At 40.9% G+C, this 22,508-nt stretch carries 20 protein-coding genes; 13 read left to right on the top strand and 7 right to left on the bottom strand.

Annotated features, from left to right (window positions below):
* Positions 1–44 precede the first annotated feature (44 nt).
* From AACU33_RS14865 to AACU33_RS14830, 8 genes are all read left to right on the top strand, one after another.
* Positions 45–617: a hypothetical protein gene (locus tag AACU33_RS14865; protein WP_096589431.1), complete on the top strand. Its 573-nt coding sequence runs from the start codon at positions 45–47 to the stop codon at positions 615–617.
* Positions 618–764: 147 nt separating this feature from the next.
* Entirely contained in the window at positions 765–2,027 is a 1,263-nt protein-coding gene (locus AACU33_RS14860; protein ID WP_096589430.1) for an MFS transporter, read from the top strand.
* 134 nt (positions 2,028–2,161) lie between these two features.
* Positions 2,162–4,057, top strand: coding sequence for a biosynthetic-type acetolactate synthase large subunit (gene ilvB, locus AACU33_RS14855; RefSeq protein ID WP_096589429.1), 1,896 nt, complete (start codon positions 2,162–2,164; stop codon positions 4,055–4,057).
* Between the two features lie 230 nt (positions 4,058–4,287).
* Complete coding sequence (locus AACU33_RS14850) at positions 4,288–4,755, top strand: tellurite resistance TerB family protein (protein WP_096589428.1); 468 nt, start codon at positions 4,288–4,290, stop codon at positions 4,753–4,755.
* Between the two features lie 322 nt (positions 4,756–5,077).
* Positions 5,078–5,302: a hypothetical protein gene (locus AACU33_RS14845; protein ID WP_096589427.1), complete on the top strand. Its 225-nt coding sequence runs from the start codon at positions 5,078–5,080 to the stop codon at positions 5,300–5,302.
* A 1,277-nt stretch (positions 5,303–6,579) separates the two neighbouring features.
* A complete protein-coding gene (gene purD, locus AACU33_RS14840) occupies positions 6,580–7,866 on the top strand; it encodes a phosphoribosylamine--glycine ligase (RefSeq protein WP_096589426.1) in 1,287 nt (428 codons plus the stop codon).
* Between the two features lie 10 nt (positions 7,867–7,876).
* A complete protein-coding gene (gene tdh / locus AACU33_RS14835; RefSeq protein ID WP_096589425.1) occupies positions 7,877–8,899 on the top strand; it encodes an L-threonine 3-dehydrogenase in 1,023 nt (340 codons plus the stop codon).
* Positions 8,900–9,102: 203 nt separating this feature from the next.
* A complete protein-coding gene (locus tag AACU33_RS14830; protein ID WP_096589424.1) occupies positions 9,103–9,342 on the top strand; it encodes a hypothetical protein in 240 nt (79 codons plus the stop codon).
* On the opposite strand, the gene AACU33_RS14825 is transcribed toward AACU33_RS14830, so the two are convergent.
* Both AACU33_RS14825 and AACU33_RS14820 read right to left on the bottom strand, forming a co-directional pair.
* Complete coding sequence (locus tag AACU33_RS14825; protein ID WP_096589423.1) at positions 9,339–10,082, bottom strand: GDYXXLXY domain-containing protein; 744 nt, start codon at positions 10,080–10,082, stop codon at positions 9,339–9,341. The two genes, AACU33_RS14830 and AACU33_RS14825, sit on opposite strands and share 4 nt — an antisense overlap.
* Positions 10,083–10,329: 247 nt before the next feature.
* Entirely contained in the window at positions 10,330–11,766 is a 1,437-nt protein-coding gene (locus AACU33_RS14820) for a DUF2157 domain-containing protein (protein WP_096589422.1), read from the bottom strand.
* Positions 11,767–11,953: 187 nt separating this feature from the next.
* Between AACU33_RS14820 and AACU33_RS14815 the strand changes: the two genes are divergently transcribed.
* Positions 11,954–12,907 (top strand): RsmB/NOP family class I SAM-dependent RNA methyltransferase, encoded by a 954-nt coding sequence (locus AACU33_RS14815; RefSeq protein ID WP_096589421.1) that lies wholly within the window; start codon positions 11,954–11,956, stop codon positions 12,905–12,907.
* A gap of 17 nt (positions 12,908–12,924) precedes the next feature.
* On the opposite strand, the gene AACU33_RS14810 is transcribed toward AACU33_RS14815, so the two are convergent.
* Entirely contained in the window at positions 12,925–13,317 is a 393-nt protein-coding gene (locus AACU33_RS14810; RefSeq protein ID WP_096589420.1) for a PPC domain-containing DNA-binding protein, read from the bottom strand.
* A 108-nt stretch (positions 13,318–13,425) separates the two neighbouring features.
* Here AACU33_RS14810 and AACU33_RS14805 point away from each other — a divergent pair, with 108 nt between their 5' ends.
* Positions 13,426–15,891: a dynamin-like GTPase family protein gene (locus tag AACU33_RS14805; protein WP_096589419.1), complete on the top strand. Its 2,466-nt coding sequence runs from the start codon at positions 13,426–13,428 to the stop codon at positions 15,889–15,891.
* A gap of 230 nt (positions 15,892–16,121) precedes the next feature.
* Here AACU33_RS14805 and AACU33_RS14800 read toward each other — a convergent pair whose 3' ends face one another.
* Positions 16,122–16,844 (bottom strand): hypothetical protein, encoded by a 723-nt coding sequence (locus AACU33_RS14800; RefSeq protein ID WP_096589418.1) that lies wholly within the window; start codon positions 16,842–16,844, stop codon positions 16,122–16,124.
* Positions 16,845–16,866: 22 nt separating this feature from the next.
* The gene (locus AACU33_RS14795) at positions 16,867–18,708 is read right to left on the bottom strand and encodes an S-layer homology domain-containing protein (protein WP_339376014.1); all 1,842 of its coding nucleotides are present in this window, start codon (positions 18,706–18,708) and stop codon (positions 16,867–16,869) included.
* 634 nt (positions 18,709–19,342) lie between these two features.
* Between AACU33_RS14795 and AACU33_RS14790 the strand changes: the two genes are divergently transcribed.
* Together AACU33_RS14790 and AACU33_RS14785 are read left to right on the top strand one after the other, a co-directional pair.
* Positions 19,343–19,507: a hypothetical protein gene (locus AACU33_RS14790; RefSeq protein ID WP_339376013.1), complete on the top strand. Its 165-nt coding sequence runs from the start codon at positions 19,343–19,345 to the stop codon at positions 19,505–19,507.
* A 258-nt stretch (positions 19,508–19,765) separates the two neighbouring features.
* Positions 19,766–20,245: a DUF4383 domain-containing protein gene (locus AACU33_RS14785; protein ID WP_096589417.1), complete on the top strand. Its 480-nt coding sequence runs from the start codon at positions 19,766–19,768 to the stop codon at positions 20,243–20,245.
* A gap of 113 nt (positions 20,246–20,358) precedes the next feature.
* Here the strand turns inward: AACU33_RS14785 and AACU33_RS14780 are convergent, their stop codons facing one another.
* Both AACU33_RS14780 and AACU33_RS14775 read right to left on the bottom strand, forming a co-directional pair.
* Positions 20,359–20,997 carry a hypothetical protein gene (locus AACU33_RS14780; protein ID WP_096589416.1) on the bottom strand — a complete coding sequence of 213 codons (639 nt, stop codon included), beginning with the start codon at positions 20,995–20,997 and terminating at the stop codon, positions 20,359–20,361.
* A gap of 11 nt (positions 20,998–21,008) precedes the next feature.
* On the bottom strand, positions 21,009–21,722 hold the full coding sequence (locus AACU33_RS14775; protein WP_096589415.1) for a LuxR C-terminal-related transcriptional regulator: 714 nt from the start codon (positions 21,720–21,722) through the stop codon (positions 21,009–21,011).
* Positions 21,723–21,811: 89 nt separating this feature from the next.
* Here AACU33_RS14775 and AACU33_RS14770 point away from each other — a divergent pair, with 89 nt between their 5' ends.
* Positions 21,812–22,507, top strand: a complete 696-nt coding sequence (locus AACU33_RS14770; RefSeq protein WP_096589414.1) for a DJ-1/PfpI family protein — start codon at positions 21,812–21,814, stop codon at positions 22,505–22,507.
* Position 22,508 lies beyond the last annotated feature (1 nt).

The following is a 22,508-nucleotide window of genomic DNA, read 5'->3' as shown; positions in this document are numbered from 1 at the left end:
TTTAGCAATGCTAAAGCCTAGCTCTGAACAGAGGCTAAAGATAGATGAGCATCATTATTTGCCCTGGAATCCATGAGCCAGAATTGACTGAAAGTTTTATCTCAGGGTGCTTAAATTTAAATTCTGATAGTTCAACTACTAAAGAAGCAGTAAATATACTAGTCTACCCAGAACAGGGTGTACTGAACCTATCGCCATTCCATATTTTATATTTTCTACACAATTGCTTAGGGAATGAGTTAGAATCGCCTGCGATCTTCATTAGTTTTAGTGCAGGTGTAGTAGGAGCGATGCTCGCTGCGAATTCGTGGCGATTCTTAGGAGGTAATGTCAAAGCTTTTATTGCTATAGATGGATGGGGCGTGCCACTATGGGGTGATTTTCCCATTCATCGGATGAGTCATGATTATTTCACCCACTGGAGTTCATCTTTACTGGGTAGTGGGAAAAATAACTTTTATGCAGAACCAGCAGTTGACCATTTATCCATGTGGCGATCGCCGCAAACCGTCCGAGGTTGTTGGGTAGATCCTTCTGAGGAATTTTACTCTAAAAGCGATCGCTTGAGTGCATCTGAATTCTTGCACCTGCTGTTGAAGCGCTATGAAGAAAAATAGTCCGGAAAATAAAGTTGGCAAGCAGGAGTGAGAAATAGGGAAACTTTTAAAATGGAGTGATGGGCGTAGTTTCGCGCAACTCTCCAATTCCCAAATCCCACACTCTCCAACTACCCATCTACCCTAGTCACTATTCTTGAGTATCTAATGTTTCCAACGGAACCTGCTGCTGTTAATAACGGGTTTGGCGCACTGCTGAAAAACCGCGGTTTTATGCTCTTATGGATTGGGCAACTGGTTTCCCAGTTAGCAGATAAGGTGTTCTTCGTTTTGATGATTGCCTTACTGGAAAATTACCCACCACCACCAGGATTGGCAGAAAATTCAATGTACTCAACTTTGATGGTGGCCTTTACAGTCCCAGCCATTTTATTTGGTTCTGCGGGTGGCATTTTTGTTGACCGCTTTCCCAAAAAGTTGATTATGGTTGGCTCAGATTTGGTGCGTGGGGGTTTAACTCTATTAATTCCGTTTTTACCAAGAGAATTTTTGATTCTTTTGATACTTACCTTTGCCATCTCCACGGTGACGCAGTTTTTTGCCCCAGCAGAACAAGCTGCCATTCCTCTACTGGTGCGGCGTGAAAATTTAATGGCAGCAAATGCCTTATTTAGCAGCACAATGATGGGTGCTTTAATCGTTGGCTTTGCCATTGGAGAGCCAATGTTGAGTTGGGCGAAGAGTTTACTGGGAGAAGAATACGGCCAAGAGTTGGTAGTTAGCACGCTATATTTTTTATCGGGTGCGATTATGCAGCCGATTCATTTTAAAGAAGATAAACCTATAGTTGAGCATCGGGGATCGAATCACCTGTGGTCTGAATTTACCGAGAGTTTGCGCTATCTCAAGAAAAACCGTTTGGTGTTAAATGCTATGTTGCAACTCGTAACTCTATATTGCGTGTTTGCAGCCTTAACAGTATTGACAATTAGATTAGCAGCCGACTTTGGTTTAAAAGAGAAACAGTTTGGTTTTTTCTTAGCAGCCGCCGGGGTAGGGATGGTCTTGGGTGCGGGAATTTTAGGACACTGGAGTGTGAAATTGCATCGCAAACCCTTACCCTTAATCGGATTTTTGATGATGTCCTTGGTGTTAGGGGTGTTTACTTTTACCCATAACTTATTATTGGCTCTAGGACTTTGTGCATTATTAGGTGTAGGTGCTTCCTTAATTGGCGTGCCAATGCAAACTTTAATTCAACAACAAGCGCCACCCAATATGCATGGTAAAGTTTTCGGCTTTCAAAATCATGCCGTAAATATTGCTCTTTCTTTACCTCTGGCAATTACCGGGCCATTAACTGATATTCTAGGTTTGCGTGTTGTACTTGTAGCTATGAGCCTGATAGTCGCTGCTGTGGGTGTTTGGGCTTGGCAAAATACCCGCCGGGTATTGCAGGACGTAATTTAACCAATACAAAGTCATAACCTAACTAGATCTTAAAAATAGAAATATCCGTAAGGATTTAATGAAACTTTTCTATTAAAATGAAATCTTAACTACAGAATCCAAGCATTAACTTAGCTATTCTCAGAGGTTTGACAGTGCGATCGCCAACCCGAATCAGTCCCCCCCAAACCGAGAATCACACCCAGCCTAATACAAGTATTCAAACCGTCGAAGTCACGCCTAAACGGGCATCTGGCGGTTTTGCTCTCCTTGACAGTCTCCAGCGCCACGGTGTTGAGTATATTTTTGGTTATCCCGGTGGAGCAATTCTGCCAATTTACGATGACCTTTACAAAGTGGAAGCAACCAGTGGCATTAAGCACATTCTTGTGAGACACGAACAAGGTGCATCCCATGCTGCTGACGGCTATGCCCGTGCTACAGGTAAGGTAGGAGTGTGCTTTGGTACTTCGGGCCCAGGGGCGACTAACTTGGTGACAGGTATCGCCACCGCCTACATGGACTCGATTCCGATGATTGTGGTCACAGGGCAAGTACCACGGGCTTCAATTGGTACGGATGCATTTCAAGAAACTGATATTTATGGGATTACCCTGCCAATTGTCAAACACTCTTATGTAGTGCGCGATCCAAAAGATATGGCACGGATTGTGGCTGAAGCGTTCCACATCGCTAGCACAGGACGCCCAGGCCCAGTTTTAATTGATGTTCCTAAAGATGTAGCTTTAGAAGAATTTGACTACGTGCCTGTAGAACCAGGTGCAGTGAAATTACCTGGCTATCGTCCCACAGTGAAGGGCAACCCACGGCAGATCAACGCCGCTATTCAGTTAATTAAGGAAAGTAGCCGACCGCTATTGTACGTCGGTGGCGGTGCGATCGCTTCTGGGGCACACGCAGAAATTCAAGAACTAGCTGAGTTATTTAATATTCCCGTCACCACAACTTTGATGGGTATCGGTGTTTTCGACGAACATCATCCTCTAGCTTTGGGGATGTTGGGGATGCACGGCACTGCCTACGCCAACTTTGCTGTGACTGATTGTGACTTATTGATCTGCGTTGGCGCAAGATTTGATGACCGCGTGACTGGCAAGTTAGATGAATTTGCCTCCAAGGCGAAAGTCATTCACATCGATATCGATCCCGCCGAAGTTGGTAAAAACCGCGTTCCTGAAGTACCTATCGTTGGTGATGTACGCAATGTCTTAGTTGACTTGTTACGTCGTTGCAAGCAATCAGGTATCAAGGCTAAACCCAACCAAAACCAAGAATGGTTAAACCTCATTAACCGCTGGCGGGAAGAATATCCTTTGATGGTGCCCCAGCATCCTGACAGTATCTCACCCCAAGAGGTAATTGTCGAAATCGGTCGCCAAGCACCCCACGCTTTCTACACCACAGATGTAGGTCAACATCAAATGTGGGCAGCACAATTCCTCAAAAATGGCCCCCGACGCTGGATTTCCAGTGCTGGTTTAGGAACGATGGGTTTTGGCGTCCCTGCGGCAATGGGTGCAAAAGTGGCATTTCCCGATGAAGAAGTTATTTGTATCAGCGGTGATGCCAGTTTCCAAATGTGCTTGCAAGAACTGGGAACGCTTGCACAATATGGCATTAACGTCAAGACTCTAATTCTCAATAACGGCTGGCAGGGAATGGTACGCCAGTGGCAACAAGCCTTCTACGGCGAGCGTTACTCCTGCTCCAATATGGAAGTCGGAATGCCAGATATTGAGTATTTAACCAAAGCCTATGGTATTAAAGGCATGGTGATTAGCAAACGGGAAGAACTCCAAGATGCGATCGCCGAAATGCTGGCACACAATGGCCCGGTAGTTGTCGATGTGCGCGTTACCAGAGATGAAAACTGCTATCCAATGGTAGCCCCAGGCAAGAGCAACGCCCAAATGATTGGCTTACCCAAACAACCACCAACAACTGCTACTGAGCCAGTTTATTGTAACCACTGCGGCAGCAAAAACTTGCCCAGCCATAACTTCTGCTCTGAGTGTGGTAATAAACTTTAAAGTTTACTGAGTGCCGGAAGGTGATTTTTTCTACTTAGTTAGGCACTTTGTACGGTAAATTTTTGAATTTAGAGAGTTAGATACGCAGGGGATTGTATCCTCTGCGTTTTTTTGGGAAAAAATTTCCGTAAAAATCACAGATGTGTGTTTTTCTTGATTTTTTTGGGAATCCTAAATCTCAGGAAAAAAGATTGCTTTCCCATCAATCACGGAACCTTTAAAGGATAGTTATGTTACAGCGTAAGTTGCCCAACAGAGGTAGCGGCAGTTCAGTCGCCTTAGAACCAGAAGTTGCGATCGCAGTCATTGGACTGTTTTCCGCAGCATCTGATGATGAAGGTGTCAGCAAAACCGAAGAATTTGCTTTGAGTGAAATGCTAGCTGGTATTTCTCAATTTGAAGATTTCTCGGAACGAGACTTTGAAGAATTAACACAGAAAGTTTATAGCTTGCTAGATGAAGAAGAACCTGAGGAGGTGATTGAGCAAGCGATCGCTTCCTTACCAGATGAAGAATATCGCGAAGCAGCCTACATTACCGCACTATTGGTAGTCGGGATTGATGGTGAAATACCCGATAGCGAACAAGATTATATATCTGAGCTTCAGGACGCCTTGAATATTACCAATAGGCGCGCACAACAAATTATAGACCACATCTTTGGAGAAGATGATGAAGATGAGTACGAGGAAGAATAACTCTTTTGATGCTTAAATTCCCGATCTTGTAAGCTGGGTTACTTGAGATCGGGCAAAACTTTTATCGATACAATTGCAGAATCAATAGACAGCTCACGATTGGCAGTTTTCATACCATCGTGAGCTTTTTGTTAGGCAACCAGAATTTTGGATGTTTGATTGGAAGCACCTGCTTTGCCCCGATCCCATCAAAGATATTTAGATGAATATCTAAATATTTAACTTTTGTAAAATTTAAGGTTTTCTTTAGATTTATAATTTAAGATTTTCTTTAGATTCTTCACACCACTGTGTTGGATTCACAAGAGTTGGAGTGTTGGTAATGAACGTATGCCTGATAAACTCAAAAATATTGCGTCAACTATGGTCTGTAGTTGAACAGACCCAGACTAGTAATCTTGTGGGACTCAGCGATCCAGATTTAGTCAAACAGTTGTTAAGGCAGCTTGATAGCATACAAGCACTCAGCAGCGAAGAAATGAATTCCCTGAACGCTTACCTGTTTTCTAGAACTCAGCTAATACGGGATTTAGCTAGTGCAAGGTAAGTATAAGAAGTATAGAAGGTCACTGCTAAAATTTGGCAGTCTTGAGTCTAGCCTAGATTTTTATTAATTATCGGTATTGGAATCTCCCATCATATTATTTGGACTTCTCCTACAAGCCTTAGCTGAACAAGCTGGGGCTTTTTGTTGCTGATTTCCTTGAACAGCAAGCGATCGCCTCTTGCGCCTACTCTGCGAGGTTTTCTAATGTGAGCTTTTGAGACTACTACTCAATAACACCAAAATACTTATGCAATAAGTCTATAGAACAGAACGAATATAGTAAAATAAGCATTTATACCCTTTGTAGGGGTAATTTTTTTTGAGAATAGTAAAGTTTACTAGAGAAAAGAAAAATTAAGGTAATATTAGGTACTTAGCAATAGTCCCTATTCATGGGAATTTAGAATTTTACGATCGCTATTAAGTCAAGAAACCTTGACACAAGAGTAAAATTTCGTAGATTTAAAGTAATAAAAATTACTTTAAAAATAAAAATTAAGTTTATTTTGAGTGAAGTTACGCATTCAACTAGCGTGTGTAGCAGTTATAAATTTTACAACGTATAAAAAAGGTTTCTCTTCATAAACGAAATTACACGTTAATACGGATACCTTACCGAACATAATATTAAATAATTATTAAAGTTATCGAATTCTGATAATGGGAAGAATTCAATTGTGAACCGTATATCTGTTTTTCTCTATACACAGATAGCAAATTATTAGCAAGACTACCAAGTTACTATGCTTAAAGATTCTTGAGATTTTAACAAGAGTCGGTCTTGTCAAAAAATTAATGCGCTCAAATAGGCTGACTGAGAAATTAATCACACAATTGGGAGAATAAAAGTAACTACAACAGCATTCATAACGACTTAAGACAATCATAAATTGTCAATAAGTGTTGTTGTTAAAAAATTAAGCTCAGTTAATCTAACCTTCAACCCGTTGCTTGGTTTGCAAGCTGCGGTGCAAGCCTATAGGGCATTATCCAGAATATCGCGATCGCGACTTTCCCTTTTATAGGAAAATATCGGATCGAAACAAACAGCTACAACCAAAGCACGATATTTGCAATCTTTTTCCAACATAGTTGAATACAGCTGTGTATTAATTTATAAGTAAATACCTCGGTCAGAATCATCTCCGTTTAATATGTCATTGCGTCATATCGTTTAACTTGCAATCACATATTAAACGCGATTTATCGGACATTCTGGCGAATTTTCTGACATCGAAATATGGCAGAAGTTATAGCTATTCTTTCCTGGTGAAAACATGAAATACATGATTTATGGGCATGGAAATGCCCTGGAACAATGCACATATTCTCTGCTCCTGCAAACATTGCCCAAGAGCGACCAAGCCTTATTTGCAATGGCAGGAAATAGTGCGCTGCTTGCAAAAATGCAAAATGTTTATGTTGTCAAGACATTAGATGATGCAATCTCTTTAGCAACAGATGAAAAAGTAGATCTTGTCATCCTCTTGAGTCCGGTTCCTTTGATGGCAGGTGTTGCCGATGCTTTTCAGAAAGCTGGATTTGATGTCTTTGGGCTGCCTCAAAATGTTACTAAGTTAGAGTCCAGCAAAGCTTTCGGCAAGCAGTTCATGCGCGATTATGCAATTCCTTGTGCGGACTCGTTTGAAACCACAAATTTGGAAGAGGCTAAGAAATTTCTGGAATTGAACTGGCAAGATCGAACTCGTCAGTATGTAATTAAATCTGACAGTTTTGATACGAATGCCTCAAAGCGAGTGATTCTACCCTCGTCATTGGATGAAGCTGTGTTTGCTGTTGAAGGAATGCTCAACTCTTCTAGAACAGATTCCAGTTCTGTAGTTATTGAAGAGCGCCTTTATGGATCTGAGTTGTCTGTACACGTCTTTTTTGATGGCAAAAGTTACCATATTCTGCCCCAGGTTAGTGATTTCAAGCGCCTGCTCGATCGCGATCGCGGGCCCAATACCCAAGGTGTAGGAGCGCTAGCCACAACTAACTATTCCTCTGCCGATCTCTTGACGGAATTACGTACTCAAATTATTGAACCGACTCTTGAGGGCATTCAAAAAACTTGGGATGATTACCGCTACATCTTGTACATTGGCGTTATTGCTACCGAGTCGGGTTTGAAGGTTCTGGAGTTCAATACTCGACCGGGAAGTCCGGAGTGGATTGCGTTGCTTCAGCTTCTTGACTCACCTTTGAACGAAATTATCAATGCAATTCAACAGCAAAAGCTGAGTAACACTGAAATCAAATGGAAACAAGGCTTTGGTGGTGCCCTATTTGCTCTTTCCTATGGATATCCTCTGATTGAGCGTGAGTATTTTGAGAGTATTGTTGGTGTAGAAAAAATTGACGAGACAGTCGAAGTTTACGGTGACGGAATTAAGCAAAACTGCGATCGCTTAGAGGTGAATGGTGGTCGAGTCCTAGCCGTTGCTGGCTTTTCTCAAGACATCAACTCTCTAAGAAACAATATTTACGAAAATATCTGCAAAGTACGCTTTAATGGCATGTTCTATCGCAGCGATCTTGGTCTGACATCTCCAGTTATTTAGGTCAAAAATCATGAAAGCATTAGTCAAGCAGCACGCATCCCGTGGTTTGTGGATGACAGACGTTCCCAAACCCGTACCTGGTTCGCAAGATGTTCTGATTCGGATTGAAAAGTCAGCAATCTGCGGTACTGACGTTCATATTTATGAATGGGACGGATGGGCACAAAAGAATGTCCCAGTGCCAACTGTAATTGGTCACGAATTTATGGGTGTGATCGAAGAAGTAGGTTCGGACGTACAAGAATTCAAAGTTGGATATAGAGTTTCTGGTGAGGGACATATCACTTGTGGTCGTTGCCGTAACTGTCGAACGGGGCAAGAACACTTATGCCGTAAGACTCTTGGGGTAGGAGTGAATCGGCATGGCTCCTTTGCAGAATATCTGATACTTCCCGCAAAAAACGTATTTCCCCTCATTGACGAGGTGAGCGATGATATTGCTGCGATTTTCGATCCTTTTGGAAACGCGACTCATGCAGCTCTCTCGTTCGATCTTCTCGGCGAGGATGTTCTGATTACAGGTGCTGGCCCGATTGGTGCTTTAGCCGCCGCAATCTGCAAACACGCAGGAGCAAGACACATCGTTGTTACAGATGTGAATGACTCGCGATTGGAAAAGGCTTTACAGATGGGTGCAACGCGAGTTGTGAATGTTAGTCGAGAACCACTATGGCAAGTTGCTAAAGAATTGGGCTTATCGGAAGGCTTTGGTGTTGGTCTAGAAATGTCGGGCAATCCTAGTGCTTTCCATACCATGATTGATATGATGAGTCACGGTGGCAAAATTGCTTTACTAGGAATTTTCTCCACAAAAGTTGAGACCGATTGGTTAAGCGTAATTTTTAAAGGACTGCAAATCAAAGGTATCTACGGCCGAGAGATGTTTAGAACTTGGTTTAAGATGCAAAGTATGTTGCAGGCAGGGTTGGATATTTCACCGGTGATTACTCATCGGTTCGAGATTGATGACTTTGAAGAGGGATTTGAAGCTGCGCGTTCGGGGACAGCGACAAAAGTCATTCTTGATTGGTAGATTCTGAATTATCCATCGGAATTGCATCAAAAGTCTTTGTGCATTAAAAAATTTGCAAAATTCCCCATCCACTACAGGGTGGGGGACTTGACGCTAAACAATAATTCTTTAATGGACAAGTTGGTTAAGATGACAATCTCTCCCAGGATGTGTAAAGTAGTTGAGGATTATTTAGTAACTGCAATTATTTAACGCATCCTCATATGGATAGAAAAACCAAACGCCTCTTGCTGCTTGTTGTTTTCTGTAGTTTGACTGGTGTAATTTTAGGAGGAACTGCTAGCTGGGCAGAAAGCAATATGTGCTTGGAAGCCAAGACAGTCACGAGTGATTGCTTGACCCAAGACCCGATTCAAAAGACAATCCAGGGAATGAGTACCGGCTTAGTAGCCGGCGCTGGAGCAGCTTGCGGTGTAGCTTGGCAGTTACGTCAACATGATTAAAAGCGATAATTGCGATCGCCTACCCATAAACTAATGGGTACGGCGTTACCTTGCGGATCGACTTTAACTTTTACTGCTATTGGTTGGCGTCGTCCCTCTCGGCTTTCTAAAGCACGGGAAATATCTCGACTAATTCGCTCCCGTTGCTCATCCGGGATGTAATATCTTTCCACCCCATAGTTAACAAAGCCATCTCGATATACTCCTTTTAAGGCTACCCGATCGTTGGCGAGATTTGTGGGGCGTCTACCACTTACCCGCACCAGTCTCCAAGCCCTAGGGACACCACGGCCATAAGATTCTCTTTCTTGCAAAGTCACATACAAATTGGTTCCTTGAGCCAATTGCCTGTTTCTACCGCGATTTTGCCGCAGTAACTCCTCCCAGCCAGGCAGCCTTCTCAAAGTTGAGATGCGCGATATGTTATAGTCCAAATTGAGAGCGTAATTTTGCCGCACATCATCAGGATCTACAGGCGCACTTTGCAAAATTACCGTTTTACCCGCAACATCTGTGTACAAAGCTTGGGTGGGTACAGCCATAATTAACCCTGTTTGTAGCGCCAGGGGAACCAGTAACCGCCAAAAAGGTAGAGGCTTATTTGCTTTCTGTTCAGTAGCAATTAGATAATCTTTAAAAGTCAACTTCCCAGAAAATTCGGCTTCGGGAGATAAGCCGCCCTTGGATTTACTTGATTCAGAAGTACTGGATTTATTCGATTCAGAGGAGTTACTTTTCATGGCCGTAGTCCTAAAAGAAGGGTAACAACAAAAGTCGGGTTTAATACCCAGAATTAGGACTGACGCAGAGACACACCCACTATAGGGAATTCAAAATTCAAAATTTAAAACTCAAAATGCCTTGGTTATGGGCTTTTGAAATTTGTCAGATGAAATCTTGATTCCCGTTGTGCTGTACTAAATAGTAAATATAGGAATACGCAGAGATAAATAATAAGCAATTAAACTTCGTAATTACGATTACAAATTACGAATTACTTTTTTTGCTTTTCGCTTCAGATAGGCGACGTTCAAACCATAGTCCAGAGCTAATTAGCACAGAACCGCACATCACAAACACCAGAGACTTAAATAGTAAGTCTGTATTGTACTCCCAAACTCGACTGATAACTTGTAAAGTTAACAATAGCATACCGCCCCAGAAGGAACGGCGATCGTTTAACTTCAATCCTTCTTGAATGAGTCCCCAAGCTAAGGTTGCTAGCAGGACGTTGAAGACAAAAATTCCTAGTTCGCTAATACGGGTAATACCTTGATGCCAAAAAGGAACTACAGCGGTGATGCCAATAAATGTGCCAACTAAAACCAGAGTAAAAACCATTTCCCGACGTGCAGGATTGTTTCGTTGGCGCAGCAGAAATAACCATTGTAAAACTGCCAAACCACTAAGAATCCCGACATCAATGATAGGAAGAGTTCTGAGGATGTTGCTGTTAGTAGTTGGTGGCGAATAACCATAATCTGGAAATTGCCATTGCCAACGGAAGGACAAGATATAAAAGGCAAACCCAAAACTGACTAAGGCTAATGTCCGCGCCAGGGGTTGAAACAATCTATAATTAACCGTGGGAAATAGTAGGTCATCGTAACTCCACAATAAAGCTGGCGGAAGTGCAAAAGCAAACGATGCTACCCAAGGTGCGATATCAGAATAAGTCAGTAGTTGCAAAGGATTGAGGTTGAATTGCAAGGAACTAGCAAAAGCAAAGGCTGCTATTCCAAAAATCCAGCGCGATCGACAAACATAAGCTAAGGGTACAAACAGCAACCATGACACCAGAGGCATATGTCGCACGATTAACCGCGCCCAACTCAATTCGTTGGGAGTGTACCACCAGTCCCCTAATCCAGTCCAGTAGCCAATTAGGATCAGGATAATGGCTAGAATGCCCAAGGAATTTAAGGACAGGCTATAAGCCATTATCAAAACACCAAATCCCCAGGCGAGAAATAGTTCCGTAGTCGAACCAGCAATATTAAAGACTTGCGCCATCAATAAAATATTTGCGCCTAAAATAAAAGCGCCTAATATCAGCAACGCCTCTCCTAATATGCGTTTGTTGCGTTGTGGTTTTTTACCTTCAGCTTTGCGGAGTGCGGGTTCGCGCCAAGTATAAAAACCAGCGATGGTTACGGCAAAAAACACACTGATCGTGATGATAAACTTGACATCCCGCGACCATTCCTGCCAGCTAGCAGCGATAAAAACGATCGCACCTAAGATTAACAAGATACCACCGATGGCGATCGCAGTCATGCGAGAGCGATCGCGCGCCGCCGCTTCGATATTGTTAAATTGATAACGGTCTGCTAATTGTTGATACTGCGAGGAACTGATTATGCCTTCGTCTCTCCATAGTTGTGCTTCTTTGCGTATTTTTCGCTGAAAATCATCTAAAATCATGACCCTCTCCCGTGAAGTGGTGTAGTTTAGCACGCTTGAATGCGTCCCTAAAGGCAACAGCTTCCAGTTCAACGCTGGAAGCCTATTTAGCTCGCACTTTGCGATGATTAGAATGGCGGTCATTATTTTTCAGTATGCAGCCAAACCCTGGCATGGCATTGTTCTTCCATAACAGTTTCATTTCCCAATGGAAAAACCTTCAAATCTCTTACTTAAACTCTCGCGACGTTTGTTTGAAAACCCTAATATTCAAGAAGAATTTATTCAAGCGTTAATTAATCCTCAACCTTTCTCACCTTGCATTCTTTGGTGTCAATCAAGGCCAGATATTTCACCATTTTCTGTAGAAACACCAACAAATTGGCAACCACAATTTGTAGACAGATTACTTTTAGGAGAAAAGCCAGGTAAACATCCACTACATGACCAAGGAAATTTCTACTGTCTAGATTTTTCTTCCGTATTTGCGGCTACTACTTTGTTAGCAATTTCGCAATCAATAAATTTAATTTTTGATATGTGTGCGGCACCAGGTGGAAAAAGCATCTTTGCGTGGAAAGCATTGCAGCCCGATTTACTTATCAGCAATGAAGTAATTGGTAAACGCTTAGGAATGCTAATTTCTAACTTAAAACGTTGCCAAATAAAACCTAGTTTTGTAGCTAATCGAGATTCTAGTATCTTTGCTGAAGCTATACCTTTATCTAGCGATTTAGTTCTCGTAGATGCTCCTTGTACTGGGCAATCTTTACTAGCTAAAGGAGAAACAGCACCAGGATGTTTCCATCCAACTAACATTAATAAATGTGCCAATCGTCAAAAACGAATTATAGCTAACTCTGCTCAAATTGTTGCACCTCAAGGCTATCTTGCTTATATGACTTGTACTTACTCCCCTGAAGAAAACGAGGAAGTTTGCGAATGGTTTTTACAACGCTTTCCCCAATTTCAGCCAGTACCTATTAGCCATTTACAAGAATATCAATCGCATTTAATAGAAATCCCATCTTATCGACTCTTCCCTCAAGATAGACTAGGCGCTGGTGCGTTCACAGTGCTTTTTAAAAATACAGAAGAAGGCGAGCCTAAACAAGTAGATGAAGATATTTATCGTCAACTCGGTTTTAGATCAATATCATAAATATTCTCGGCACTACTTTACACTTCAATCTCTAATTCTTGATACCCCGTCTGCTCATCAAAAATCCTCTTAAAACTAAACTTTTCAGTTGTACCAATAACTATTTCAGCAGTTGTGTAGATAATGCATCCATTATCGAGATGTCCGCCAATTGTTTTACCTTCTCGATCTGCGATCGCAATATGCAAATGCACCCCGGTATTAGCTATTGTTCCTTGAAGAGAAAGTATTTCAAACTTCTCATTTAAAACTGTACTATTCTCTTGATTGGCAAAGCGAATATTTGCTTGCTGCAAACTACCGATCGCACTTAATATAAAACCCGCTTGTATACTCTGTTGAATAGCAAAATTCTTGAGGCTTTGTCTTAAATCTTCATTGGGTTTAAGCCTAATTGCAAATAGTTTCATAATTTTATTGCTAATAAAGGATTAGATAGGTTTATCAGTGATTATACCGTTTTATTTTCGATACAAAATTTAATAGCATATACATAAAATATCCTCAGGATACAAAATATGTCAGACTTGTCGCTTCATTGCCAAAATTTAAAAGAACAAGTTGAGTATATATTACATCTTTTACACCAAGAACCTACACTACGTTCTTATGATATTACACCCGTACAAACTTCTCTAGGTAAAGCAATTTCTCCTCGATTTGAAATTGTATTTGCAGGTGCATTTAGTGCAGGTAAATCAATGCTGATTAACGCACTTTTAGAAAGGGAATTGCTATACAGTGCAGAAGGACACGCTACAGGTACAGAGTGCAAAGTTGAATATGCAGAAGTAGATAGAGAACGTGTTATTTTAACATTTTTGAGTGAAACAGAGATTCGCGAGCAAGCAGTTTCTTTATGTCAACAACTAGGATTTAAAACAGTAGCGAATATTAATCAATCTGATATCATCAATTTACTTAACCAAGGTTGTCAAGCGATTCTTCAGCAAGAGGGTGGTGAAAGTAAATCGGAACGTGCAAAACAAGCAAAGGCGTTAATGTTATTGCTTGAAGGATATGTAGTAAATCGCCAACATATTCATACAGTTAATAATGCTACATATTCAATGGAGCAATTTAATTTCTCCAATATCAAGGAAGCTGCTAGTTATGCACGTCGTGGTAGTAACAGCGCTGTTTTAAAACGAATTGAATATTATTGTAACCATCCTCTATTAGAAGATGGTAACGTCATCATCGATACGCCAGGGATTGATGCACCTGTAGAAAAAGATGCGCTACTAACTTATCAAAAAATTCAACATCCCGATACTTCGGCTGTAGTGTGTGTACTCAAACCTGCTGCTGCTGGCGATATGACAAAAGAAGAAACGGAACTTTTAGAAACAACAAGAAGGAATGGCGGAATCCGCGATCGCGTTTTTTATGTCTTTAACCGCATCGATGAAACTTGGTATAATGCCCAGCTAAGGCAACGATTAGACGATTTAATTAACGGACAATTTCGAGATACCAATAGGGTTTATAAAACCAGTGGTTTACTAGGATTTTACGGCAGCCAAATTAAACAGACAACTGCAAAAGATAGATTTGGCTTAGATTCTATCTTTGCTACCACTGTTAAAGTGTCAGATGGAAAAGAAGAAACCCCACAATTTGTCAGTGAGTTTAATCGCTACTGTGCTAACTCTGGTAAATTGTCAGCTAGTAAGTTTCGGATTTCTGTTAATAGCTTTGAAACTCCTAATGAAAATTTTGTCAGAATCTTATCCGAACAGGGTACGCTACTAATTAATCAGCTAATTCAAGATAGTGGAATTGAAGAATTTAGAACTGCGATTACTCGCTATCTTACAGAAGAGAAACGCCCGCAACTGTTTCAAAATCTCGCTGAGGATTTGCAAGATATTTGTATTCAATTAAAAAAGCATTATCAAGCGGTATATCAAGATTTAGATAGCCAACCGCGCGAAATTGAAACCATGAAAGTGCATGAATTGCAACGCCTCAACCAGCAATTACAGCAAGTTGCTAAAGACTTCACCCAGCATATTACAGAAGAAGTAAATTTAGTAATTAATAATACTTGTGATGATTTTGAAGCAGATTTTCGGCAATTGCAATCACGGATGATTCGCCGTTTAGATGAGTTGTTAGATACCTTTTCTGTTGCCGATGCTTATCGACGCGCAACTCTCAGCCATCCTCGCAATGCGACTGCACCTTTAATTGCTATTTTAGTCGAGGCATTTTATTATTTAGCTAATCAGTTAGAAGATATTTTGATAGTTTCTTCTCAGCAGTTAGTAGCCAATCTTTTTCAGCAACTAATGGAAAAGATTCGTAAATCAGAATATTATCGTCAATTGTATCGTTTGTTAGGCCATGATGGCGGTATTGAACAAGAAGTAAAAATTGTCGAAAAAATGGTTTCTCAAGCTTTGGTAAGTGCAGCCAGTGTAGAGTGCGATCGCTTTGTCAGAGAAAGTCCTAGATTTTACGATGAAGGTACTTTTTCTATATATCAATTTCGTCAGACACTGCAACAAACTTCTCAAGGTTATGACTGTGAAAGTATGGTAGAAGCAGAACCCGCAATTATGCAATTATTGAAGTTAGATTTTGAACCAAAAGTCTCCCAAACTATTCGTAAATCTTTCCGCCAAACTATCAATCAAATCCTGAAAAATCAGTTGTTAGAAATGGCGCAAAAGCAAGCAGAAGATATATTACAGCAATATCCAAATGCACGGATTTATCTAGAAAAAACGCTAGAACAGGAAGCTGAGGATAAAATTCTCAATAATCAACGCTTATTAAGTCTAGTTACACAAAAAATAGCAGCCTATAATTTAGCAGTTTCTAGCATCAATACTTGTTTGCAATCGATGCACTTAAATGAAAATTTATTGCCATTATTTAATGACTATAGTTCTCAACCAGAAATTATTAATAGTAGCCTTGCTAGTAACGGATTTCTGGTTTCCGATGGGCTATCAGATGTTGTGGCTGAGATTTAATAAGCTAGAAGTAACTTAATTTTGTAAGTCTCAAAAAACAATAATCGCAGCAGTCGATTCAACATGATTAACGATGCCTGCGGCAACTTGAAAGGAAGCTTACAGGCATCAGGAACTTACATAGGCTACGCAGTTTTGACTCAACAATTGAAACCATTGTAATGATGGGCTATTGTGTCTATGCAAGTACATTTGCAGAGCCAACTTCAGCCTTGAACGCTATTGGCAAATCACCGATTCGCTGCTGATACACTACTCACTAATTGCAACAGCACTGCCTGAATAGCTTGTAGTTCAGGTGGTGGATTATTTAGAAACTCTGCCGAGCTATTATCAATTAAATCGTTGTAAGCATTCACAACATCTATTAATCGAATTGCATTGACTCGACCATTTGCCAACTCAGTTTGTTTAGATGAATTAGTTTTTAACAAACCTTGTAGTTTCTTGGCTAGTTGCTGAACTCGCTCCAATCCAGCATTTCCTTGAACACTACTTAATGCAGCTGTAATTTGTCCAGTACATGCGTTTGTATTTTCACTATTACCTGGTGCTGTACTTTGTGTAAGATTTCCGTTTGTACTTGGCACGCATTCCGATCCTGTTAAAACACTCCGTAAATTCTGTTGCGTCTCTGAAGGGATCGGTTGCCCTGTTGGTGAAGTTAAGCCATTTATACTCAGCTTCCCAACTATATCAACAGCAGCGTTATTGACAGCTGCTTGAACAGAAGAAGATTTAAATACTACTCCTGTAATCGGCTCACCAGAATTAGTCGATGGATATTGGTAAAAAGTACCACCTGTGATGTCGCCAGTTGTCAGAATATTACTTGTGCTATCTGAGAAATTGTTGGTTTGAGCAGAAGCTGGCTGCGATGTTTGGCAAATTATTAAAGCCAATGCAAAAGTAAAGCTCAGACTTAGATGATATGGAAAATGTTTAATATTCATGATTCTGTTTATGTCAATGGATTTAGAAAGAATAGCCAAAACCCACTCCTAGAATAAATCTAGCACCATCACCAGCATTGCCTGTAATATCAGCTACAGCTGGAGTAATAACCATAGGAAAACTTCGGAAAGGGGCAATGGAAGTACCTACTGTCAAATCTTGACCTGTCCAGTCTGCAATTAAGGATATCGGTTCAAGCACTCTTAACCCCACACTGCCAAAGACATTAACTGAGTCTACGCCTTGTTTTACATCTTGTTCTGAGCGAAAACGACCACCCCCTACACCCAAAGACACAGTAACAGAGCTAAATGGTTTGGTCGGGTCGTCTTTCAACGGAAAGATTTTACTAACAACACCATAGACACTGCTTCCAGCATCCGGAGAACCAAACATAATTGCATTCTCTACCCCAGCAGCGATCGCCAAGCCATTGGAAAATGAATGGTGAAGCTTGAAGCTAACACCACCATTCTCAAAAAAACCTTGCCTAAAAGTGGAGAAAGAGGAAACTGCAACTTCTAAAGCTACTTTTTGCCGTTCTCCCAATCCAAACCCAAACACTGCTCCACCATCATCTCTATGAGCATAAAAGCGTGTCCTCGATTGGTAACTAAAACCAGCGAAAACATCACCAAATTCTGCACCGAACGCAGTAGGACTCGTCACAGATGAGCCAGGTATACTTACAATTCCTGACGTGAGTGTCCTGATTTCTTGTGAGGTTAGTGATGGAACGCGATAACTTTGTCGTAACTCTTCCAATGAAGGTGGTTTTTGAGCGACATTATCTGATGGTTTGTAACCGACAATATATTGAGTTGCAGTTTCAGAAGCTGTTAGAGCCGGAGCATTGCCACTCTTGACCAAAGCTTGATAAATAAACGCTGCTACATCTGCCCTAGTGGCTACCTGATTCGGATTGAGAATTTGTACGTTGGGATAATTGACAATCAAATTGCTCTCTAAAGCACCAGTGACTTGTTTAAGAGCATAATCAGGAATTTGAGAAGCATCCTGAAAATAGGTATTCAAAACCGTTGGCATTGGCGTGTCGGCAGCAAGATTCAGACCGGTAGCTAAAGAAACCAATGCTTGAACGCGAGGGATATTTTGGTCAGGCTTAAAGATATTGCCAGGATATCCTTCTAAAAAACCGCTCTTGTAGGCTGCTTCGATGGCATCTGTACCCCAATAATTGGCAGGCAGATCTACAAATTGAATAGCATTGCGGACAGGAGCTTTCGCAAAAGCTTTCCGAAGCATGGCTGCAAACTGAGCGCGTGTTACTGGTTCGTCTGGACGAAAAGTACCATCCGGAAATCCCTCAATAATCCCTCGTTGGTTCAAAAATTCAATGAAAGTTTGAGCCCAATTACCTTGAATATCTGATAGCGCTATCTGTTGAGCATAGGTATTGCCCCCAGCACTAGAAGAATCTGTTTGTGCAATTAACTGAGGTTGTTTTTGCTTATTCCTCGGGTCTATATTTTGGGCAACAACCAGTTTTTGCTTGAAGTTAGCATTGTGCTTTGCCACAACATCATCATTGGCAGCAAATTCTTGTGGTGTCTGCAAAGAACTGAATTCAACGTCGGGATTGGGATCTTCTACAATTACTTGTTTCCAGTTTATATCTTGCTCTGCAACACTTACAAAAGTGGCAGAATCATTTTGTGGTGTTTCCGCAAAATTGGAATCAGTACCGGGATTGTCAACTATCAACTTCTCTTTAGCAACTGCGGAATGTGTGGACATAGCTGTAGTCAACAACAGACTAGTTACTAAAGTTTTTGCTAAACCTGAGAAAATATACGGTACTTTATCGAGCACTAATATACTTATTAAGTTTCCTTTCGCCACAGTAAATTCCTCACACTTTAAAAAAATATAACGTTACTCTAGGGATGATTCATCCTATATTAAAGTATTTATAAATACAAGATGAACAAAGACGATTTTTGTGGTTTTGGCAGACAAAAATACTCCAAGCTAATAAATGCAAGGATTTAGGGAGCTAAACATTGGCATCACTTGCCTTGGATACTGAAAAAAATAAGGTTATTTAATATTTAATAATGACCATGTTTCACCGTACTATTTTTAATAGAGGCTAGCGTGTCTATCTAAGTAAACAAGTAGTTCATACTGAAATACTTTGCGACAGGCTTAGATTGAATGTAACTTTCTAACGGGCGAAGAGTTGGACAAACCCGTAGCTTTGAGTAGACATCTGTCCCTATTCATGAACGCAGCTTATGGACAGTGGTGAATTCACTATTCAGTTATAATCGCAAAATTCTATAACGCCAAATGCCTGGAAAAATAGCTGAAATATCTATGAATAGGGGAGATGTGGTGGCGTATATCAAGAGTTCAGCAAGTGTGGGGCTTTGACTTTAGAACACTAATTCAGCAATCCTAAAACAACTTCTTCCCTTGTATAGACATAAAAGTGGCTTTCCGCAGGGTAGTGAAAGCCAACTAACTTCCAAAGATGTTGAGTTTCGTTCCTCAATCGGACACTTGGACACCAGTTGCTACCATAGAGTCACCCCTGCGAGAAAAACCTGTTATTTGTCAAAATGCTCGTTTGGTATTACTTCTAGTGGCTAAAATTTTGTGCGATCGCCAATCAAGTATGGTATTTGTACTTACTTAAGATTTACCGTAGTCTAAGTCATAGGTGAGATTTATCTAGGTATTAATCATCTGCAAATCTTCAATTTTCTATTTTTAATCCCTCCTTCTGATAGAGATAACCTTACAGAATCTAAGTTGAATAGGAAGTGTTACATCTCACAAGCTAACTGCATTGAGAGAACTACTGTTTATTCTTTCAAGCAGTTGGTAGCAATGATATTGCTGTTAAAAAATTGGATTCTCTGAGGAATTTCAGTAATTAGAGGTAAAAGTGAAAATGGAAAACACGAACGCAGCAAATATGGCAGAGCGTTACTGTGCTTTGGGCATTGGAATTAGCTATTTACTGTTAGGTTTAGCTGGATTTATCCCCGCTTTTGTTTCAGTACCAGGAACTGACGCATCTTATATCCCGCTTAATGAATCTCCTACCGCTTATGCTGCGGGATTTGGCTATATATTTGGTTTATTTCCTACCAATTTCTTGCATGATATAGTACGCTGTGGCGTAGGTTTGTGGGGAATCTCTTCCTTTCTTAGTGCTAGCAGCTCCCGCATTTTTAATCGTGGTTTTGCCGTAGCTTATATTGCGCTAGCAATCATGGGATTGTTGCCATTTGCTAAAACCTTTTTCGGTTTTATGCCACTATTTGGTAACAATGTCTTAGTGAATTTCCTAGCTGCGATCGCAGCTCTTTACTATGGCATTATCATACCAGCCAAAGTAGAAGGTGTGAGTGTAGCGCAAAGGTCTTAATACCTGCTGCTACGCTGTTGGCTTGTGGGTGTAGGCTAAATCTCCCTATACCCTACACCCTAAACTTGTAATATTTAGTACGCTTGTTTGAGATAGTAGTATTAATCCTTATTTTAAGCGATTTGCTCGTGATAATTGGGTACAACAATAATTCCAAAAAGCACTCGGAGTAACTCCTCTAATTCTTCAGGAACGCGATAAAGTTTCAAGTCTTGGGAAATCAGTTTTTCTTGACGATAAAATATACCAAATCGCCAATCCTCTCCTGTAGTTACAGCACCATAAAGAAGAGGTGTTTGGGATTGTGTCCATTGGTCAAGGGCAATTAATTCAACTGCTAATTGGGTAAATCCTCGACCTAAATCAGATTGTTTAGCTTCAACTACTAACATCCCTACATTACTATTTATGTAGTAGTCAAAGCTACCCTTTAGTTGTTCGTTAACATTAATCGGATATTCAATATTTAATTGAGTTTGGGTTTCCGCACAAATTTCTAATAAGGTAGGGGCAATTAATACCTCTCTTCTTGCCATTTCACTAATCGGGTTCACGTAGGTTAAATTTCTTTGCAAATAGCGGCTTAAAAAATCTAAACAGTTAAGTTTACCTGCATATTTTGGTAAATCAAGCCGCTTGCGTTCGTAAGTACAATTAAATTCTGCAAGGATGTCGGCTGGCGCATAGGGCAATTCAAAATATTTACTAAATGTATAGCTTGTACCAGGTTGCAGAATGCGTGGGCGGTTCATAAAAGCATCCTCTATGCAGTCAAAACATCTTGCAATCTTGCTACCATTTCAGCACGATTGACAACCTCTAACTTGCGAAACATCCTTTTAAGAGCTTGCTTAACTGAATTTTCTGTAATCCAAAGTTTTGTACCAATTTCAGCATTAGTTAAACCTTGCGCTACCAACTCCGCGATTTGCAGTTCGCGGGGAGTCAAGCGATTAGTTAGGGTTGAGCAAAATCCTTGCGTTTGTTGCTTGAGCATAGCAAAACAAGCTGACATATGAAGACATAAAGCGCTCAAATCAGCAAGATTTTCTGGAGTAAAGGCGGGTGTATTACCGATGCGAGCAAAGTGAATAGTACCAATCAGGCGACCACCGCCTACAATCGGGCCTGTCATGATGTGTTCGTGGTCATAGTACGCGCAACAATGCTGATACAATTCGCATTGTTTCCAGCCTCCTGGGGGAAGCACCAATTCTTCATGGGCTGGTGCGTGGCGCTCAACGACATAGCGCATAACTGGATCTACGGCTCTACCTACTTGTTCATAGCGCTCTACCAAAGAATCAGGAACACCGCGAACATCGACACTAACTAGACGGGATTGTTCATCGGTAAGGTAGATACCCCAACGTTGCACGCTAAAATGCTTTCCAACTTCATCCATGAAAGCTAGTCGTAATTTGCGTTCGTTATTGGCAGAAGCTAGAGCATGAAATAAACTTTGCAAATTAGCCATTTTCACTCAACAAAGTGTACTCGATCGAGGACTAGGCATAGCTCAGTAGTCAATCTTACTCTAGCAGTGATGCAATCCAAAGGAGAATTATGGATAATTCAGCAGCGTACAAAATTGGTTTGGTAATTTATCCTGGGATGACGCAATTAGATATTACTGGGCCACAGCAAGTTTTTAGTTTTATGCCAAACACCAAAGTTTATTGCTTGTGGAAAAATCTAGAGCCAGTTACTAGTAGCGATAATTTAACTATTTTGCCAAATATAACTTTTGCTGACTCTCCACCCTTGGATGTGTTGTGTGTACCAGGCGGGCCGGGACAGGTTGAGATGATGCGAGATGGAGAAGTATTGGAATTTCTACAACACCAAAGCAAGACAGCAAAATATATCACCTCAGTTTGCACTGGCTCCTTAATTCTGGCTGCGGCTGGATTGTTGCAAGGCTATCGCGCTGCTTGTCATTGGGCTTTTCGCGATCAGTTAGCCATGTTAGGCGTTGAGGTGCTAAATGAAAGAGTTGTTATCGATCGCAATCGGATTACTGGCGGTGGTGTGACTGCTGGTATTGATTTTGGGCTGGTAATTGCTGCTCATTTGTGCGGTGAAGAAACAGCTAAGGTAATTCAGCTATTGCTAGAGTATAATCCCGCACCACCTTTTAATGTTGGCTCGCCAGAAAATGCTGGTCAGATATTAGTTAAGCAGGTGCAAAAAATTGGTGAACAACTCATAGCAGCATCCCTAAAACAGACACAGGAGACTGCTAAGTTGCTGGGAATCTAAT

The organism is Calothrix sp. NIES-2098 (assembly GCF_963875125.1).
Classification (GTDB): Bacteria; Cyanobacteriota; Cyanobacteriia; order Cyanobacteriales; family Nostocaceae; genus Aulosira.
This window is presented reverse-complemented; position numbering and strand designations above follow the sequence as displayed.